Source organism: Microcoleus sp. AR_TQ3_B6 (genome assembly GCF_036702785.1).
Lineage (GTDB): Bacteria > Cyanobacteriota > Cyanobacteriia > Cyanobacteriales > Microcoleaceae > Microcoleus.
This window is the reverse complement of the sequence record NZ_JAUBVJ010000124.1, coordinates 1-18,308: the sequence shown is the minus strand read 5'-3', so window position 1 is coordinate 18,308 and position 18,308 is coordinate 1. Positions and strand designations below refer to the sequence as shown.

The window sequence follows — 18,308 nt, the reverse complement described above, 5'->3', positions numbered from 1 at the left end:
CCCGCCCGTCCAAAAAGGACGGGCGGGACGCCCATCCCACTTTCAAGAGTGGAAGTTATTTAATTCTCATTCCTAAGCAGTTTTTATTGCTTTACGTCTGAAAAATCCGAACGTGAAATAGCCGTTTTCTGCTTTTTATGCGGCTCAGATTTAACACGCCAGACAGGGCTGGTGATCGGCACCCTACGGTTAAACTTTTTTGATGACATTGCGGGCAAAAATCCGCTGTCGGGGCACGTGGCGCCACCAAATTACGATTAGATGGGGATTTTGGATAGTTGTGAGCTGTCAGGCTCAATTTTAAGGGTGATTAGCCGATCGACCCACCGGAGATGGCAAAATTAATGAGTGTTTGCCGGCCAACCTCCGCCAATCCCGTGTCAAAACACCGCCCTTGCACAATATAACCAGCAATTTCCTCGAACTGCCGCAATTTATCCAAACACGATGTTAACGGGAATTTGCCTCTTTCTCGGAAATTGCCATTAATAGGTTATTCCAAATATCAAATATTTAGTCTTGCATAATTAGAGTATGAATAGGAGGAATCCCCATGCAATGAAAGCGAGTGCAAATCGGCCCATATTCGTAAAAACGGCAAAAAAAAAGAAAACAGCGCCACACTTGACACAAATGCGATCGTCACTCCTCTATCCCACATCAAAAACATTTCTTCTGTGACTGACCGTCACAACTTTAACGCTCTTATTTTCTCTCCTATTTTATATGGACAGATTAAGGCATCAAAGATTAAATGTGTTTCTGCTTCTACTAAAATGAGTAATCTAGATGCATGGAAATGCGGATCTTGTACCTGGACTACTTCCTTGACCGACCAAAAATTATGGATTATTCATCAATATGTAGGATATCTAAGCAAGTCCCATCTATCACTACGATTCTGAGTTTATTTATGAAAGCTCCTATTGTTTCTACCGTAGGCATTGGTCGCACGCTCCTGATGAAATAACTCTCTGAGCACGCCCGATCCTAATCTCGGTCGGGGTTGGGTAATGGCTGATTTACAAAGGATACGTTAATTCTTACCAATTTTTACCTATGCTTCATTAAGACCATCAATCAGATTTTTTAGTAGCTCCCGCATTGAATCTTTTGACCACAGGCTCATTGCTATGACCAGACACACTATCAGTTGTGCTGGCAAGGCGCGATGATGTTTCTCTTCAACCTTCGTTTTCGCAATCGAATAGGCGATTGCAGATGCGGTCATCTCTATCTGTATGGCTTTAAATATCTCGGTACTTTGGATATTGGGAGAGACTAATGAACATTCTTTAAGATGTACTGTACTTTATTTCCATTTTTGTATATAATCTCTACTTTACTACTATGTGAGCCTTAACTAAACCGTATTGAACTATAGTGGAAATAGCTTGATGTGGCAAGTCTGTTTTTTAGAAGGCGGGGAATCCAGTGCCTAGTTCCGTTTTCCCGGCCCGCTGGCGATCGAGACGCTCGTTCCCCACATGGCGTACTATTTCTATGGGCCAGTGCTGGGTAATATATACTTGGACGCGCACCTGCTAACCCGAAATTTTTAATTTTAGATATCAAAGAACTGACTGATGGATTTAGACCAACAGATTCAAGCATTGATCGAAAAAGCTCCGCGCGACGGTTCGACGCCACAAATCTTACAGGCGATCGCCCCTGCCCTGGTGTTACTTGCCCAACAGCTACAGCACCTCGAATACTCGATCCTGCAAGCGGTAGACCAAAGTTGGGCGATCGTGGTTTTGAGCAATCTCAAGGAACCAGGACGGGAGAAGAAGGTGATTTATGCTTGGACCAGTCTTAAAGATGCGTCGCAGGCTGCGGCTGCAGGGGGCGATCGCCTCAGACCGGTGCTTTTGCCTGTCACTCACATTTTATTTCAGATGATAGCTCTTGAAGGTCTCGACAGCATTGTTTTTTTTGAAAGTCCCGGCAATCAGGAAGTCGGAACCGAAATCCCTCGCGAGCAAGTGCAGAATTTAATTAGCGTTTACTTGCAACAGTATCGATCGGCTCCACCGCCGGATATTGCTTAAACAACTCAATTTCCTATTAATTGGCAATAGGGCATTATACATTGGGCATCGGGCACCGGGCATTACTCATTGCCATTCCCCACTACCAATTCCCCATTACCAATTCCTCGTAAAGTGTATGTAACTTTTTCACCTCTAATAAAGTCGGCTCAAAACGTAATCTGCCAAGTCAATCAAAGCTTGGCGGGACTCTGAATGCGGCAGCGAAGCTAAGTATTCGACGGCTTTCTGTGCGTGATGGGTAGCTAGTTCTCGCGATCGCTCTATGCCTTTAGAATCTTCTACCAATGTCAGAGCCTGCTCTATATCTCCTTCTTCGGCGAACTCGCGTTCTATGAGAACTTCCAAGTAAGGCTTTTCTTCTAGGCAAAATAGGGCTGGCGCTGTCAGATTCCCGCTTCTGAGATCCGAGCCTGCGGGTTTCCCCAAAGTTTCTGTTGAAGCGGTGAAATCTAATATATCATCTACTATTTGAAAGGCTAAACCTATATTGCGCCCGTAGTTGTACAAATCGTCTGCTATTTCCGCTGAAACCTCGCTCAGACAGCCGGCTGCTTTAGAACTGTTGGCGATTAAAGACGCTGTTTTGTAGTAACTTTTTTCGAGGTACGCTTCGATCGACAAGCTGGTGTCAAATCCATTTAGTCCCTGTTGAATTTCCCCCTCCGCTAAATCCATAATCACTTCCGAAAGCAGTTTGACTACTGGCAGGTTGTCCAGATTTGCCAAATGCCAGGAAGATTGAGCAAACAGAAAATCTCCCGCCAATACTGCCACTCGGTTGTTAAACCGACTGTGTACCGTCGGTACTCCCCGCCGCAGATCCGACTCGTCCACCACGTCGTCGTGAACCAAACTTGCTGTATGGATCATTTCCGTGATTTCAGCGAGGCGGCGGTGTTTTTCTGTGATTGGGCGATCGGGCATAGTTGTCCGGGCTATTAACAGGACGATTGCGGGTCTCACCCGTTTTCCCTTTGTGCCGAATAAGTATTCTGCAGCCGCGTACAATATGGGATGGCGGGCACCCACTAACTGTTTTAAGTTTTCTGTCAACAGTCGCAGGTCTTCTTCAACCGAGGAAAATAGGAGAGTGCTAGAGATCATGGATACGCCGACTCAAGCGGTAAAGTAACAAAATTTTACATATCATATCTTTATTTTAAGGTAATTCTCTGCAATACGAAAGAAAAATCTAGGCGATCGGCAGTTATTTGTCATCTGCAGCCCGATCCGAGTCACGCGACTGCCAGAGGCGAGTAGCCGGCTGCCACAGGGGTTGCTCCTATTGTATAGAATTGTTAAGGACATTGCCCAAAAATCTCTAAATCCCAGAAACCCTGTGCTATTATAGGAGTTAAGGATTTAAACAATTCTATACATTAAGTACAGCCAGACTGGCAGGTAGCTTCTAGGAGCCTGTAAGAGTTTCTTAGAGCCAGCCTAGTTAGTCGATCGCAGCGAAAATTTCTGGTACAGATTTTTAGTTCCTCGTGGCTAAAATTTTTCAGGAGTTAAGACTAGCGCATCTTATATGCACGGTAGCTCCAAGCAGCTAAAGTGGATGGTTTTAGGCTGTTTAAGCATCTGTAAAGCAGTAAATCATTATTGACCGGGAACGCCTAAATGTTCCCGCAGGCTTGATATGGAAAAGCAGCCTTCAGAACCAAGGCATGGTCTTGCGTGCTGACTTAATGTAGTAGGTCTTGAACTTGTCCTCCTCCTCCCCCTAGTCCTTGACTTTTGGTTCTAATTATGATTTATCGCGATATTCCTCTAATTATTCCCATTCTGGCCGCCGGCTATGTAATGACTATTTATGTACTGTTGATGTTGGCAGAACGCAGCGCTAAAATAACTCGATTGGGCGAGTAGTGTACTCGTCTGCAGCCGAATCCGGCTGCAGCGGGCTCGCTTCACAACAATAATAGAGTAGCCTGGAAGCTGAGTGCCTTGGGCCCCCTTGAGGAAAGAGGATGCGAGGGAATTTATTGCCCATTAATCTTTTGCTATAGTTGAGGAGCAAGTAAGAATAACTGTCTGCGTGCCGAAACAATTTAATAAGGTGAAACTCCTGATTTAGCTCGTCTCGGTATTGCCGTAGCCTGTTGAACGAGTGATAGTGAATTGTTGAGCGCACCTAACAGGCTGAGTGATGGACTCCGAAAGCAAATCTCTATATCAAAAGTAAGCGCAATTGCAGCGACGAAAGTCAGTTGTTTTGAGCGTAAAGAGGCACCTTGACAATGCCTTTGAGGGTCGCAGTCGATCGATTCAAGAATCCAGCGCGGCTTTGGCTCCCTTGAGTGTCAACGTTGAGAATTCGGAATACTCAATAATAACCCTGCCTTGAATGCTGGCGCACAAAGGCAGGGTTATTATTTACAATTGCCGGCAAAGTGATTTTCCTCAAACAATCAATAAACTTGCAGGGCAATCAAATATTTTATCAAGCGGTGCTTAACAGCCTGAGTCAGGCAGATATTCCCTGCACTTTATCCACAAGCCAAGAAGAGCATCGGCTGCCACTGCTACAGATAGACCAGCAAAAGTTGTTTTTGCTTTTTTTTTAATCTCGCTCTAACTGTACGGCAAAAAAGGTAATTGCCAATATTAATGACGGCAGTGAAACTATATTAACTCTTTTTTACAACTAACTAAAATACAGAGTAGGACTTGCCAGAAATTATCAAAACCGACTCGCTGAATTGCTGTGCTATCCAGGCGCAGTAAATCAAGTTTGGACTAATCGGATTTACAATGTTATTCAGGCAATGGACAATTGCATAGTTTTAACAGTAGGGGTGATAGATAAAAATCAGCTCCTGCTCTTGGCCGTCACGGATAGGGGCAAGGGGATTTCCCCGGAGATTTTGCCGGGAATCTTGGAGCGGTTCTTTACCACAAAAAAGGCCAACGAACGCAGCAGGTTGGGACGGGATATTGTTAAAAAATTTGTGGAAAAACATTCGGTTAAAATAGAAGTAGCGTCAGTTATAGGTCAAAGGACTTTTAATGTGTCAATCCCGATCGCCGTTTAGCGCTATAGCAATAAAAATCATACCGATGCGCGACTAAAAATGCAACTCTAGGCCGATGTCAAACTTCGATTGCGCTCAGGGTGCCGCCACTGTAAAATCTGAAATCTAAAATGGTATTAATTGCCGGTTCCGCCTGCATCTATCCCCCTTGATTTGCCCATGTCAACCACAGTTTCTGATACCCAAAGCTTGCTAGAACAGGCGATCGACCCCAAACCCCCGGTGGTGCCTCCAGAAACACCTTTGAAAGTCGCTATCGCGGCCATGACTCAGGCGAGCGCCAGTTGCATTTTAATCGCTCAGGACCAGCAACTGCTCGGAATTTTTACAGAGCGCGATGTTGTGAAAATAACTGCTAGCGAAATACCGCTAGCAGGGGTGGCAATTTCTGAGGTAATGACTGAAAACCCGATCGCCCTGAACCTAGATAAAGCGGGGAATATCTTCAGGGTATTGAGCATATTGCGATCGAAAAAAATCCGTCACTTGCCCCTCACGGACGAAGGCGGAAACTTGCTAGGCGCCATCACCTGCGAAAGCATCCGTCAAATCCTGAAACCGGGCGACTTGCTGAAAATGTGGCGCGCCGAAGAAATTATGACGACAGAAGTAATAGTTACTTCAACTAGCACCTCGGTTTTAGAAGTCGCAAAACAGATGACAACCGAGCGCCAAAGCTGCACAATCATTTGCACTGACAGCGACAACAAACATCAGAAACCTGTGGGCATAATTACAGAAAGCGACATTGTTAAATTCCAAGTTTCTGGACTTGATTTCGCCGGCACTCCTGCCGCCGCCGCCATGAGTTTTCCCCTGATGCAGCTGCAGGTAAAAGCCACATTGTGGCAGGCTCACCAGTTCATGCAGCAGCACCGCATCCGGCGCTTGGTGGTGGTGGACGAGGGAGGATATTTAGCCGGAATTATCACCCAAAGTACCCTGCTGCAAGCCTTAGATCCGATAGAAATGCAAGCGAATGTCGAGCTTTTGCAGGAAACAGTTGCCGAAAAGCTCCAGGAGTTAAAAAAAGTGAACGAAGAATTGCAAAAGGAAGCACTTCGGAGAACCGCAGTAGAGGAACAGTTGAGGCTTTTAAATAAAAGTTTAGAAGAAGAAACTAAACAGCAAACTTTAGAATTAATTAATGCTAACAATCAGTTAAAAAAGGAAATACAAGACCGCGCCACCGCTGAAGCTGAAGTCCGCCGCCTCAACACCGAACTCGAACAGCGAGTTCAATACCGCACGGTTCAACTAGCAGCCAGCAATGAAGAATTGCAGCAAGAAATTAGCGATCGCCAATTGCTAGAAAAAAAATTGCAGTTTTCTGAAAGCAAAGTGCGCGCCGTTTTTGAAGCGATGACCGACATCGTTTTCGTGCTAGACAAGCAGGGCAATATAGAAGTTTTGCCTACAAATACGGCTGCGTTGGTTGAGCCGGATTGCGATCTAGTCAGCCTGACGATAGAACATTTTTTTGACGACAACAACCCGGATAATTGGTGGGTGTTAGTTCAGCAGGTGTTAGAGACGCAACAAACGCTCAATTTTGACTACAGCTTAAGAGTTGGCGACCGCGAAGTTTGGTTTTCTGCCTGCATTTCTATCTTCTCGAAAGATGCAGTGATTTGGGTGGCCCGCAACATCAGCGCCCGCAAAATAGCCGAGTCAGCGCTGTGCAAAAAAAATGCAGAATTATTTCATACCTTGGAAGAACTGAAGCGCACTCAAAAAGAACTGATTCAATCAGAAAAAATGGCAGCCCTCGGACAGCTAATTGCCGGAGTTGCTCACGAAATCAATTCTCCTTTAGGGGCGATTCGATCCTCGGTGCAGAACATCGCCGACTTCTGGACCGAACAATTGCAGCAGTTGCCGATATTTTTCCAGCAACTATCCCCGGAAAGGCAGCAGGATTTTTTTGCGCTGCTGCACAAGTCAAGCCAAGAAACAGACACCTTATCTAGTAAAGAAAAACGTCAGTTGAAAAAAGAATTGCAGCGGCAATTAGAATCAGAAAAAATTGATAAGGCCGACAGCCTGGCTTGTACATTATTAGATATTGGTCTCTGCAATTTAGAAACTTTTTTACCTTTGTTGAAAGACAGCAAAAGTCAAAATATTTTACAAACCGTCTACCAATTCGCTACGGTACAAAAAAGCACTAAAAATATTGCTACAGCCACAGATAGGGCAGCTAAAATCGTTTTTGCTTTGAAAAGCTACTCTCGTTACGACCAGTCTGGTTCCAAGGTTCTCGCTAATATTACCGACGGTATTGAGACGGTTTTAACGCTTTACCACTACCAAATCAAACACGGTGTGGAAGTAGTCAGAAACTATGGTACTAATTTGCCCTCTGTGCTATGCTATCCTGATGAGCTCAATCAAGTTTGGACGAATTTGCTTCACAATGCTTTACAAGCGATGGGCCACAAAGGAGTGTTGAAAATTGATGTCAAACACCAAGATAACGTAATATTAGTCAGTATTACCGACAGTGGCCAAGGCATTCCCCCAGAGATTATGCCGAGAATTTTTGAGCCGTTTTTCACGACCAAACCTCCAGGAGAAGGCAGCGGTTTGGGATTGGATATAGTTCAGAAAATTCTGGAAAAACACCAAGGTGAACTGCAAGTAGAGAGCGTTCCCGGTAAAACAAAATTTACTATATCCTTGCCCATCGGAATCCCGGATAGCAATTAAAAAAATGGGGAAATACCCCCAATTTTAAAATTAAAGAGAAGTAAAGTTTTATGCCAAAACCAGTAATTTTGTGCGTTGACGATGAAGTTGTGGTCTTAAACAGTTTAAAAATTCAACTAAAAAAAGAATTTGGGGATGCTTACCTCTATGAAGTAGCCGAAAATGCAGATGAAGCTCTGGAAATTATCGAGGAAATTCAAGAAGAAGATGAAAGTGATATTTTTGTCATAGTATCTGACTGGTTAATGCCAGGTATTAAAGGAGATGAATTTTTGATTCGGGTTCACCAAAAATATCCCAAGATTGTGAAAGTCATGCTGACCGGGCAAGCCGACGAAGTAGCAATATCACGGGTGAAAGAGCAAGCAAACTTGCACCGCTGTTTGTACAAGCCGTGGGATCGCAAAGAATTAGTAGAAACTCTAAAATCGGGTTTGGCAAAAATATGAACAATAAACCTGTGATTATTTGCGTGGATGACGAACCGATAATTCTTGAAAGTTTGAAAATTGAGTTAAAAAAAGCCCTGGGAGAAGAACACTTATTAGAAACCGCTGAAGGCGGCGAAGATGCTTTAGAGCTAATCGAGGAATTGCTGGCAGAGGGCTGCGAAATCGTGGCAGTAATTTCCGACTATCTGATGCCCCATATCAAAGGAGACGAATTGCTGAAGCAGATTCACAGAATTTCGCCAAAAACTATCAAAATTCTCCTGACGGGGCAAGCAGACCTCGAAGCAGTGGCGAATACTATTAAATATGCTAAATTGTACCGCTACATATCGAAGCCTTGGCAGTCAGAAGATTTGAAATTGACTGTGAAAGAAGCGGTCAATAGCTATTTTATGGAGAAGCAATTAGCGGAACAAAACGCTCAACTCCAAAAGCTGAATCAAGAATTGGAAACTGTAGTGGAGGAGCGGACTGCACAACTACGCTTGTCTGAGGAAAAGTTTGCCAAAGCTTTTCGTTCCTCTCCCAATCCGATTACTATTACCAGACTTAAAGATGGTCGTTATTTAGAAATTAATGATGCTTTTTGCCAGACAACCGGTTATTCGTCCGCAGAAATTATGGATCGCACGGCGCTTGATTTGAATCTTTGGGAAAGTAAAGAAGCCCGCGCCAAGTTGTTGACAATGTTAGACGAGAAAAAAAAAGTTCTCAACTACGAATTTAATTTTCGCACTAAAAGTGGGGCACTCAGAACCGGGCTGCTGTCAGCAGAAATCATTGACATTCATGGCGAAACTTCGGTGATTTCTGTGATTCAAGATATTAGCGATCGCAAATTAGCGGAAGAAAAACTCCGATCTGTAGCGGCTTCTTTAGCAGCAGCGCAAAGAATCGCCCGCGTCGGCAATTGGGAATGCGATTTCTCGGCTAACACAACTACTTGGTCGAAAGAATTATCTCGGATTTTCGGACTCGATTCAACCCAGGTGCCGCCAACACTAACTGAGTTTTCGCAATACGTGCATCCGGACGATCGACAGAAGTGGCAAACAACTATCGACGCTGCGATTGCTAGCGGGCAATCCTACAGTTTGGAATATCGAATTCTGCGGCGGGAACCGACAATTGCTGCCGATAATTGCCCGTCACAAACAAGTGAAGGTGGCTTCATCCGCTACATTGAAGCCAGAGGAGAAGCAGTTGTCAACCAACAAGGGCAAGTGACAAAACTCTTCACAACTTTGATGGACATTACCCCCCGCAAGCTGGCAGAGATAGCTCTAGCAGAGAGCGAAGAAAAATACCGCCATTTAGTTGAAACTTCCCAAGATATTATTTGGTCTTGCGATGCTGAAGGACATATTACTTTTGTGAACCAAGCGGTTAAACAAATCTACGGTTACGAGCCTGAAGAAATGATCGGCTGTTATTTTAGGGATTTCTTAGCGCCAGGACAAATAGACCGGAGCTGGGAACTTCAGCAGTGCTTGCTGACGGGAGATGCTGTGTTTCAGTACGAAAGTATAGTATTAGGAAAAGACGGCAGATTGATTGATGTAAATACGAAGGCGATCGCGCGCTTCGACGCAGAAGGAAACATTACTGGCACAACTGGCACGACTAGCGATATTACTGAGCGGAAACAAGCAGGAATAGCCCTGCAAAAAGCTAAAGAAGAAGCCGACAGAGCCAACAGGGCGAAAAGTGAATTCCTCTCGAATATGAGCCACGAATTGCGAACTCCCCTCAACGCAATTCTCGGTTTCACGCAACTGCTGGCTCGCTCCGCAGCCCTCGGTGCTGACCAACAGCAATACTTAGGAATTATTAGCCGCAGCGGGGAACATTTGCTCGAGCTGATCAACAATATTCTGCAAATGTCAAAAATTGAAGTCGGGCTGGTGACGGTTAATAACAGCACGTTCGACTTGCATAAAATGCTAAAAAATACTGAAGATATGCTGAAACTGCAAGCCGAAAAAAAAGGGTTGCAGTTAATTTTTGATTCCACGCCCGACTTACCTCAATACGTAGAAACAGACGAAAGCAAGTTGCGCCAAGTATTGATTAATGTAGTGGGAAATGCTATTAAGTTTACGGCGGAAGGTGGTGTTAATTTGAGAATTAAACATGAGCTGTTGGCTAATGAAAATGACGGAGAGATTGGGCTAAATAACACTTGCTGCTTACTATTTGAAGTTGAAGATACGGGGTTGGGAATTTCTGTGGCAGAAATGGACAAGTTGTTTAAACCTTTTGCACAAACAGAAACTGGGAGAAAAGCTCAAGAAGGAACTGGTTTGGGCTTGCCTATCAGCGAACAATTCCTGCATTTAATGGGAGGAAAAATAACTGTGACAAGCAGCGTCGGTCGCGGCAGCATTTTTCGATTTGATGTTAAAGTTTCGCTCCCTAATGCAGTGGAAATTCAGGTGGCTCAAACCGCTCGTCGGGTTGTGAGTCTGGCACCCGGACAGCCGGAATACCGCATTTTAGCTGTTGACGATCGCCTGGAAAGCCGCTTGCTGTTGGTCAGAATGCTGACATCCCTCGGGTTTGCTGTGCAGGACGCTGAAAATGGCGTTGAAGCTGTGGAAGTGTGGTCGAGTTGGGAACCTCATTTGATTTGGATGGATATGCGGATGCCGGTGATGGACGGCTATGAAGCTACTAAACAGATTAAAGCACATTTGAAAGGTCAAGCAACGGTGATTATTGCTCTGACGGCAAGTGCTTTTGATGAGGATCGATCACTGATTTTGTCTGCTGGTTGCGATGATTTTGTAGCGAAGCCTTTTCGGGAGCAAGTGATTCTGGAAAAGATGGCTAAGTATTTGGGAGTCCGCTATGTTTACGATCGAGAAGCTTCGCCAAGTTCTGAACCTGTGGCGTCGGGTGAGGTTTCTGGGGGAACTGAAACGGCTGATTTTCCTTTGACGCTCAATGCTTCATTTTTTGAAGCTATGCCTGCTGAATGGGTTGATGAATTGTACGCGGCGGCGGATGCGGTTGATAACGAGGAGATTTTTCGGCTGCTGTTGTTGATTCCTCCGATTAATGCTGATTTTAGTAGGGCGATCGCGGATTTGGCGAATAACTTCCGGTGCGATCGGATTATCGATTTGATTGAGGAGTTTAGAAATTTTTGAAGGAAGTTCGGCAACGGATTGTATCACGGGTTTAAGGGATGGATGTGGAGGTTCGAGGTGCGAGGGGCGGGTTCGGGATGATTGATGATTGAGGTCGATCGACTATTTGTAAAATTGTCTGCGGGCGATCGGCTAATTTACCTGTAGCCAAGCTCTCAACCCTGGCAATCATCAGCCATTCCCACATCTAAAATCTAAAATCTAAAATCTCTACTGTTATAAGTTATGTAAATATAAAAGTAGTTGATTCAGGAGGGAGTGCTATAATGACTATTTAACCAGTTTTCATAATCTCAATTATTCTCAATTTAACACAAAATAGCCCTCAATGACCAGCAATAAAACAGAAGAGAATAAAGGCAACATATTAATTGTTGACGATACTCCAGAAAATTTGCAAGTTTTATCAGCAACGCTGTTGGATCGCGGCTACAAAGTTCGGGGCGTAATTAACGGCAAAATGGCAATCAGAGCGGCGCGAGCGGGTTCTCCAGACCTGATTTTGCTCGACATCAAAATGCCGGAAATGGACGGCTACGAAGTCTGCATGCAGCTCAAGGCAGATCCGAAAACATCAGAAATTCCCGTTATTTTTATCAGCGCTTTAGATGAAGTATTGGACAAAGTAACCGCCTTTCAAGTTGGAGGTGTGGATTTTATCACAAAACCATTTCATGTAGCAGAAGTATTAGCTAGAATCGAACACCAACTAACTATCCAAAGACTGAAAAAACAATTGCTCGATCGCAATACCGAACTGCAACAAGAAATAATAGAACGCAAAAAAGCTGAAGAAGCCGCGGCGGCTGCATCGCTCGCAAAAAGTCAATTCGTTGCCAACATGAGCCACGAATTGCGGACTCCCCTGAACGCTATCCTGGGTTTTACCGAAGTCATGAGCCGCGACTCTTTCCTGGGCGACGAAAATCTCGAAAATCTCCGAATTATTAACCGCAGCGGTCAACATTTGCTGGAACTAATTAACGATGTTTTAGACTTGTCGAAAATAGAAGCAGGGATAATTGCCTTAGATGAACGCAGCTTTGACCTTTATCAACTTCTTGACACTCTCGAAGGGATGTTTCAAATCAAAGCTGAAACTAAGAATTTGCAACTAAAATTTTTCGTGGAGACGAATGTTCCCCAATCTATAAAAACTGACGAAAAAAAGCTGCGCGTCTGCTTAATTAACCTGCTGGGAAATGCCATAAAATTTACTCTCGACGGCGGCCGGATCTGCCTGCGCGTGAGCGTGGAAAGCAAGCAGCATCTCGCCGAATCGGCAATTTATCCTAACTCTACCTCGGGCGAGCCATTTTTAATTTTGTTTGAAGTTGAAGATACGGGAGTTGGTATAGCAGCAGCCGAAATTGATACTTTATTTGATGCTTTCGTGCAAACTGAAGCAGGCAGAAACGCGGCTGACGGTACGGGATTGGGTTTGACAATTACTAAAAAGTATGTGCAGATCATGGGCGGAGATATTGGGATTAAAAGTGTTTTAGGTGAGGGAACGAGTTTTAAATTTAATATCCGAGTATTTCCCGCTACTTCGTCTGAAATAACAGTCCCAACATTGCAGCGGGCGATCGGATTAGAAGCAGATCAACCGATTTATCGGATTTTAGCAATTGACGACAATCAAGAAAATCGGCGGCTGCTGGTTAAAATGCTGCAACCAATTGGTTTTGAAGTCCGAGAAGCGGAAAACGGCCACCAAGGTATTGAAATTTGGGAAAGTTGGCAGCCTCATTTAATTTGGCTGGATACACGAATGCCAGTAATGGACGGTTTTGAAGCTGTCAGACAAATTAGAGCTAAAGAGAAACAAACTCAGCGGCGAACTGTAATTATTGCTCTGACTGCTAGCACTTTTGAGGAAAGAAAAGGCGAAATTATTGCGGCAGGTTGCGACGATTTTGTGCGAAAACCTTTTCAAGAACAAATCCTGTTTGATAAGATGGCTTGCTACTTGGGAGTGCGCTATGTTTATCAAGAGTTGCCCAGGCTTCCAGTCGGGGGTTTAGGGCGTTATTTTGTGAGCGAAAAACCCGATTCATTTTTCGGAGGGCTGCTGGCCCAGATGCCTCAAAGTTGGGTGCAGGAACTATACGAGGCAGCTAATGATGTTAATGAAGAGCTGGCGATTGAAATTGTCGATCGCATTTGGGAAAGTCATCCAACTTTAGCTCATGCTTTAAAAGATTTACTTACTGATTACCGACTCGACAAGATAATGGATTTAACTCAATCGAGTTTAAAATAAATGGATAATAGCCAAATTAAAGTATTGGTGGTTGATGACCAACCGAGCAATCTGCGGTTCTTATCCAAGCTGCTAACAGCCCAGGGGTATCAAGTTTACCGAGCTATTTGCGGTCAACTGGCGTTGAATCTGGCGATCGTCCATTGCCCCGATTTAATTTTGCTCGACATTAGAATGCCGGAAATGAACGGTTATGAAGTTTGTCGGAGACTGAAAGCGACAGCGGAAACCGAACAAATTCCGGTAATTTTTTTAAGCGTATTAGATGAAATGAACGATAAATTACAAGCTTTTAGAGTTGGGGGCGCCGACTATATTACTAAACCATTTCAAGTAGAAGAAGTTTTAGCGCGCATCGATAAGCAAGTCGGCTTGCAAAAACTGCAACAGCAATTAAAAGAGCAAAATTATCAACTGCAACAGTCGCAATCGCTGCTGGCTAGCATATTAAATAGTTCCTTAGACAGTGTAGTGGCTTATTCTGCTGTCCGTAACAGTGAGGGAAATATTGTGGATTTCCAGTGGCTGCTGATCAACCCTGCTGCAGAAAAATTTTATGGTCTGCTATTAAATGAGATAGTTGGCAAGAATTTGTTGGCAGAACTTTCCCAATTTCGCAATAACGGGTTATTTGATTTGTATGTTTCTGTAGTAGAAACAGGAGAAACTGTAGACCGAGAATTTTCTTACGAACCTGAGGGAGATACAATTGTTTGGCTGCACATTGTTGCGGTAAAGTTAAACGATGGCCTGGCAGTAACATTTCGCAACATCACCGATCGCAAACGAGCAGAAATTGCCCTGCGAGACAGCGAAGAACGCTTCCGCGCCATATTCGAGCAAGCTGCGGTCGGCATAGCTAAAACCGCGCTTTGCGGTCAATTTATACGGGTAAATCCCGGATTTTGCCAAATTGTCCGCTATGCAGAATCGGAATTGTTGCAGAAAAATTGGCAGGCAATTACTCACCCGGATGACATCGAAGCTGACAGAGAATACGTGAGTTCGCTGTTATCCGGGAACATTCAAACTTTTTCTCTGGAAAAGCGTTTGGTCTGCAAAGATGAGGCAGTGCGCTGGGCGAATGTTACTGTTTCGGCAATGCGCGATGCCAATGGGACGCCGCAGTATTTGGTTTGTGCTATCGAGGATATTTCCGAGCGCAAGCTGGTACAAGAACTGCTGCAAGCGAGTTTAGACACTCAAACCCGCTACGCTCAAGAATTAACTCGTTCTAATGCCGAACTCGAACAGTTTTCCTACGTGGCTTCTCACGATTTACAAGCGCCTTTGAGCACGATTGCGGGCTACGCTCAACTATTACAAAAGCGCTGTCACAACCAACTTGATGCCCAAGGCAATAAATTTATCCGCAATATTGTTAACTCTTGCGAGCGGATGCAGGCACTGATTGATGATTTGCTGGAATATTCGCGGGTAGGTCGCAGTGAGAAACCTTTTGATGTGATAGATTGCAATCTGGTTTTTGAGGATGCTTGCGCTAATTTGCAGTTGGCCATCCGCCAAGATCGAGCTTCTGTTACTAGGGGCGATTTGCCAAGGGTAAGAGGTGACAGTTTTCAACTGCTGCAACTGTTTCAAAATTTAATTGGCAACGCTATTAAGTACCGCAGCAGCGAGGCGCCGGTGGTGCATGTGGGCGCTTCGCGTCAGGGGGATAGCTGGGTGTTTTCTGTGCAGGACAACGGTATTGGGATTGCCGAACAGTACCATCCGCGAATTTTTCAGCTTTTTCAGCGCTTGCACAGCCAAAAACAGTATTCTGGAACTGGTATCGGTTTAGCGATTTGTCAAAGAATTGTCGAGCGGCATGGCGGTCGCCTTTGGGTAGAATCAGAACCCAATCGAGGCTCGACTTTTTATTTTTCTATTCCTATACCAAAGTGAAGTGAGCACTCCGCCTGGAGCAGTCACCCGTCCTTTACTTAAGCTTTAAATATCTTTATCTTTTCTTTACAAAACTGCTTATAAAGTGTAGCATATTCACTGATGACATCGAGCTAAAAATCTATCAGGATAAATGTATTAGCTCGATCCTTATACAATTTATAAATCAGCGGTGCTCGTAAGACTTGTCAGTTTTTTTCAACTGTATCCAGAGCATCTTGCTTTGGGATGCAGTAGTTTCCCTAGTAGTTCGCGGACAAGGATTTGTGATGTCTTTGCGGTTTGCCGATTCTCGGACAGACTGCCAAGTGAAACAAGCATGATTCGCAAACCTTTGCAAATAGACAAAAACCGTAAATTGCTGCAACACAAAGTTAGTATTCTGAGCCAGATTTGCCGGATGATGGCAAGAGATGCTTTGCATGCGCTCAGACACGGATCAAAGTCCCGCCCCCTCCCAAAAGCTGTTCTTAGTGAGGCAAAGGCGTGAATTATAAAAAGAAAAAATTTACTCTTTTAATAGCAAATGATGACGAGGACACGCGCTTTTTGGTGGAGGAAGCACTGCGAGAAGTTCGATTAGGAATTAGGAGCAAATTTGTGGAAAATGGAGAAGAAGTGCTAGAGTATTTGTACCGTCGCGGTCAATATGTTGGTAGTAGCAATTGGCACCAGCCAGACCTGATACTTTTGGATCTGAATATGCCGAGGCTTGACGGGCGAGAAACACTAACTTCGATCAGATCTGACCCCCATTTGCAAAAAATTCCGGTTGTAATCCTCACAACTTCGCACCGCAGCGGAGATATCTTGCTTTGCTACCGCTTGGGTGCCAATTCTTTCATATCCAAACCAGTCACTTTTGAAGGATTGCTTGAAGTAATGAAGACTTTATGTGAGTATTGGTTTGAAATTGTTTCACTCCCGCCGGGTATGTAAGCTTTAATTGAGGGCTAAATCGATAGTTTGAGTGTAGAGTGAATTTGATAAACGGACATATAGCCTTTCGAGCGTAACATGAGGTACTATCTGGCCCGCGGGCATAGGGCATAGGGCATAGGGCATAGGGCATAGGGCATACCTCACCACGCGATCGAACCGCTATATTAGCCCGATCGCAAGTATCGCTATCAAAACTCACAATTTTCCTTCGACCCGCTCCGAACGCTATATTTGTGTTAATACGTAACCAATGTCTGAAAATTTTGTTTGTTGATGATGACCTCGCAGCTCTGACAACGATCGAAGACTTTTTAGGGTCATGGAGCGAGTCTCTATTTCTTCTCCAAACTGTTAAGTTTCTGGAGATACGAGTGGCGTGTCTGGAAGTAGAAAAGTTGACGCCGTACTATTAGATTTGTCAGTGTGAGACAGTTTGGGGGGAAGCGAGGATCTCGCAGTTTTGAAAGCGCGATCGCCCACTGTGCAGATTGTGGTGCCCAGAGATAAGCTGTTATGCACCTAGATTGTTTATGGTATTAGAGGGGGATTAGGGGAGGGGGAGAGAGGGTCCGAGGATTTGACGAGTTTTGATATGGGATCGAAATATGCAATTTAAATGCAGAACAACTTATCAACGATGAAAATACGGCGCTGTCGGTATTGCGCTGGGGCGCTCAAGATTTTTTGGTAAAGGGAAGATTTCACAAAGAACTGCTGGTGCGGGCAATCGATTACGCGATCGAAGGCCAGCAAATCGAAGAACAATTGCGGCAACAAGCCCTCCGAGAGCGGCTGTTGGGCAAAACGATCGAACGTATTCGATCGTCAATAGACGCGGCAAGCATTCTCCAAAGTACCGTCGCAGAAGTGCGCCAATTTCTCAAAACAGACCGCGTTTTAATTTATCGCTGTCAGGATTGGGCGTCTCCACTCGACGGGGAAGAGCAAAAAGGTGCGATCTTCGCAGGTGACGGTTTGCCATTGGGTTATATTGAAAACCAAAATAGTAGTGCTGCCCAACACTAGCGCCGAAGGGGCAAACGTTGTCGCCCGGGAAATTTGCGACGGCATCGCCAGCTTGAAACTGCCCCACGCGCGATCGTCGATCGGCCCCTACGTTACCCTCAGTTGTGGCAGTGCTACAGCGATTCCTTCTGCCCAGGAATCTCCCGACACCCTAATTCTCCGCGCTGACAGCGCCCTTTATCAAGCCAAAACCCAAGGCAAAAATCGCATTTGTTATGCCAGCAGTAACTCGGAATCTTCCCCGATTTTTATGTAAAAGTTGAAGCTAATTGCTGGGGGGTGACAAAGAGGTCTACGAGATAGACTGTATAAGGGTTGCAGCCTGCATACCTTGTTGATAAAAGCGGCGTTTAGAAGGAGTTAACTTCATTAACTGTTCCACCTCCAAAGAATATTGTTCTAGATAATTAACCCACTTTTCTCCATCTAATCCAACACCAAATGTACTCCGTCTGCGATATTTTTTCTTTGGTTCTGTGCGACGAGATACATATTCTTGTACCTGCTTTTTCTTCAGTTCATTACCTTGAAATATTGCTGAACTGTACGCAAGTGTCATGAGCAGAATCATGTTAATAAGTCGGTTCCCTTTGAGGCTTGTTCCTTCAAGATCGTAGCCGACTGTTTTACAGTCGCGGAACATTTCTTCAATGCCCATCCGCTGCTTATAAGCATTGAGCGCTGCTCGCAATGAGCCTAAGTCCGTGAGAATAAACCAGGCTTCTTTAACTTGATATTTCCCATAGTTCCTTTTCCACTTA

The 18,308-nt window shown here is 44.6% G+C and carries 14 protein-coding genes and 2 pseudogenes; 11 read left to right on the top strand and 5 right to left on the bottom strand.

Features of this window, described 5'->3' with window-relative positions; all coding sequences use genetic code 11:
• Positions 1-691: 691 nt before the first annotated feature.
• Positions 692-1,231, bottom strand: a pseudogene (locus QUB56_RS33860) (transposase domain-containing protein); the annotation flags it as partial.
• A gap of 355 nt (positions 1,232-1,586) precedes the next feature.
• Between QUB56_RS33860 and QUB56_RS33855 the strand changes: the two are divergent.
• Entirely contained in the window at positions 1,587-2,051 is a 465-nt protein-coding gene (locus QUB56_RS33855; protein ID WP_332960732.1) for a hypothetical protein, read from the top strand.
• A 135-nt stretch (positions 2,052-2,186) separates the two neighbouring features.
• Here QUB56_RS33855 and sds read toward each other — a convergent pair whose 3' ends face one another.
• The gene (sds, locus tag QUB56_RS33850; RefSeq protein WP_332960731.1) at positions 2,187-3,158 is read right to left on the bottom strand and encodes a solanesyl diphosphate synthase; all 972 of its coding nucleotides are present in this window, start codon (positions 3,156-3,158) and stop codon (positions 2,187-2,189) included.
• 1,601 nt (positions 3,159-4,759) lie between these two features.
• On the opposite strand from sds, the gene QUB56_RS33845 reads away from it, so the two are divergent.
• From QUB56_RS33845 to QUB56_RS33830, 4 genes are all read left to right on the top strand, one after another.
• Positions 4,760-5,092, top strand: coding sequence for an ATP-binding protein (locus tag QUB56_RS33845; RefSeq protein WP_332960730.1), 333 nt, complete (start codon positions 4,760-4,762; stop codon positions 5,090-5,092).
• A gap of 159 nt (positions 5,093-5,251) precedes the next feature.
• Entirely contained in the window at positions 5,252-7,801 is a 2,550-nt protein-coding gene (locus QUB56_RS33840; RefSeq protein ID WP_332960729.1) for a CBS domain-containing protein, read from the top strand.
• 50 nt (positions 7,802-7,851) lie between these two features.
• Positions 7,852-8,250 carry a response regulator gene (locus QUB56_RS33835; RefSeq protein ID WP_332960728.1) on the top strand — a complete coding sequence of 133 codons (399 nt, stop codon included), beginning with the start codon at positions 7,852-7,854 and terminating at the stop codon, positions 8,248-8,250.
• Positions 8,247-11,405: a PAS domain S-box protein gene (locus tag QUB56_RS33830; protein ID WP_332960727.1), complete on the top strand. Its 3,159-nt coding sequence runs from the start codon at positions 8,247-8,249 to the stop codon at positions 11,403-11,405. The genes QUB56_RS33835 and QUB56_RS33830 overlap by 4 nt, the downstream gene beginning before the upstream one ends.
• 31 nt (positions 11,406-11,436) lie before the next feature.
• Here the strand turns inward: QUB56_RS33830 and QUB56_RS33825 are convergent, their stop codons facing one another.
• Positions 11,437-11,577, bottom strand: coding sequence for a hypothetical protein (locus QUB56_RS33825; protein WP_332960726.1), 141 nt, complete (start codon positions 11,575-11,577; stop codon positions 11,437-11,439).
• A 156-nt stretch (positions 11,578-11,733) separates the two neighbouring features.
• Here QUB56_RS33825 and QUB56_RS33820 point away from each other — a divergent pair, with 156 nt between their 5' ends.
• Positions 11,734-13,671 carry a response regulator gene (locus QUB56_RS33820; protein WP_332960725.1) on the top strand — a complete coding sequence of 646 codons (1,938 nt, stop codon included), beginning with the start codon at positions 11,734-11,736 and terminating at the stop codon, positions 13,669-13,671.
• Complete coding sequence (locus tag QUB56_RS33815; RefSeq protein ID WP_332960723.1) at positions 13,672-15,579, top strand: PAS domain S-box protein; 1,908 nt, start codon at positions 13,672-13,674, stop codon at positions 15,577-15,579. It begins immediately after the preceding gene.
• A 166-nt stretch (positions 15,580-15,745) separates the two neighbouring features.
• On the opposite strand, the gene QUB56_RS33810 is transcribed toward QUB56_RS33815, so the two are convergent.
• Positions 15,746-16,015: a hypothetical protein gene (locus tag QUB56_RS33810; protein WP_332960722.1), complete on the bottom strand. Its 270-nt coding sequence runs from the start codon at positions 16,013-16,015 to the stop codon at positions 15,746-15,748.
• Positions 16,016-16,065: 50 nt separating this feature from the next.
• On the opposite strand from QUB56_RS33810, the gene QUB56_RS33805 reads away from it, so the two are divergent.
• The 4 genes from QUB56_RS33805 (at position 16,066) to QUB56_RS33790 (ending at position 17,803) form a co-directional block, all read left to right on the top strand.
• Positions 16,066-16,518 (top strand): response regulator, encoded by a 453-nt coding sequence (locus tag QUB56_RS33805; RefSeq protein ID WP_332960721.1) that lies wholly within the window; start codon positions 16,066-16,068, stop codon positions 16,516-16,518.
• 266 nt (positions 16,519-16,784) lie between these two features.
• Positions 16,785-16,934 (top strand): hypothetical protein, encoded by a 150-nt coding sequence (locus QUB56_RS33800; RefSeq protein WP_332960720.1) that lies wholly within the window; start codon positions 16,785-16,787, stop codon positions 16,932-16,934.
• A gap of 271 nt (positions 16,935-17,205) precedes the next feature.
• Positions 17,206-17,547 (top strand): hypothetical protein, encoded by a 342-nt coding sequence (locus tag QUB56_RS33795; RefSeq protein ID WP_332960719.1) that lies wholly within the window; start codon positions 17,206-17,208, stop codon positions 17,545-17,547.
• The gene (locus QUB56_RS33790) at positions 17,531-17,803 is read left to right on the top strand and encodes a diguanylate cyclase domain-containing protein (protein ID WP_332960718.1); all 273 of its coding nucleotides are present in this window, start codon (positions 17,531-17,533) and stop codon (positions 17,801-17,803) included. The genes QUB56_RS33795 and QUB56_RS33790 overlap by 17 nt, the downstream gene beginning before the upstream one ends.
• Before the next feature lie 36 nt (positions 17,804-17,839).
• On the opposite strand, the pseudogene QUB56_RS33785 reads toward QUB56_RS33790, so the two are convergent.
• Positions 17,840-18,308, bottom strand: a pseudogene (locus QUB56_RS33785) (IS4 family transposase); the annotation flags it as partial.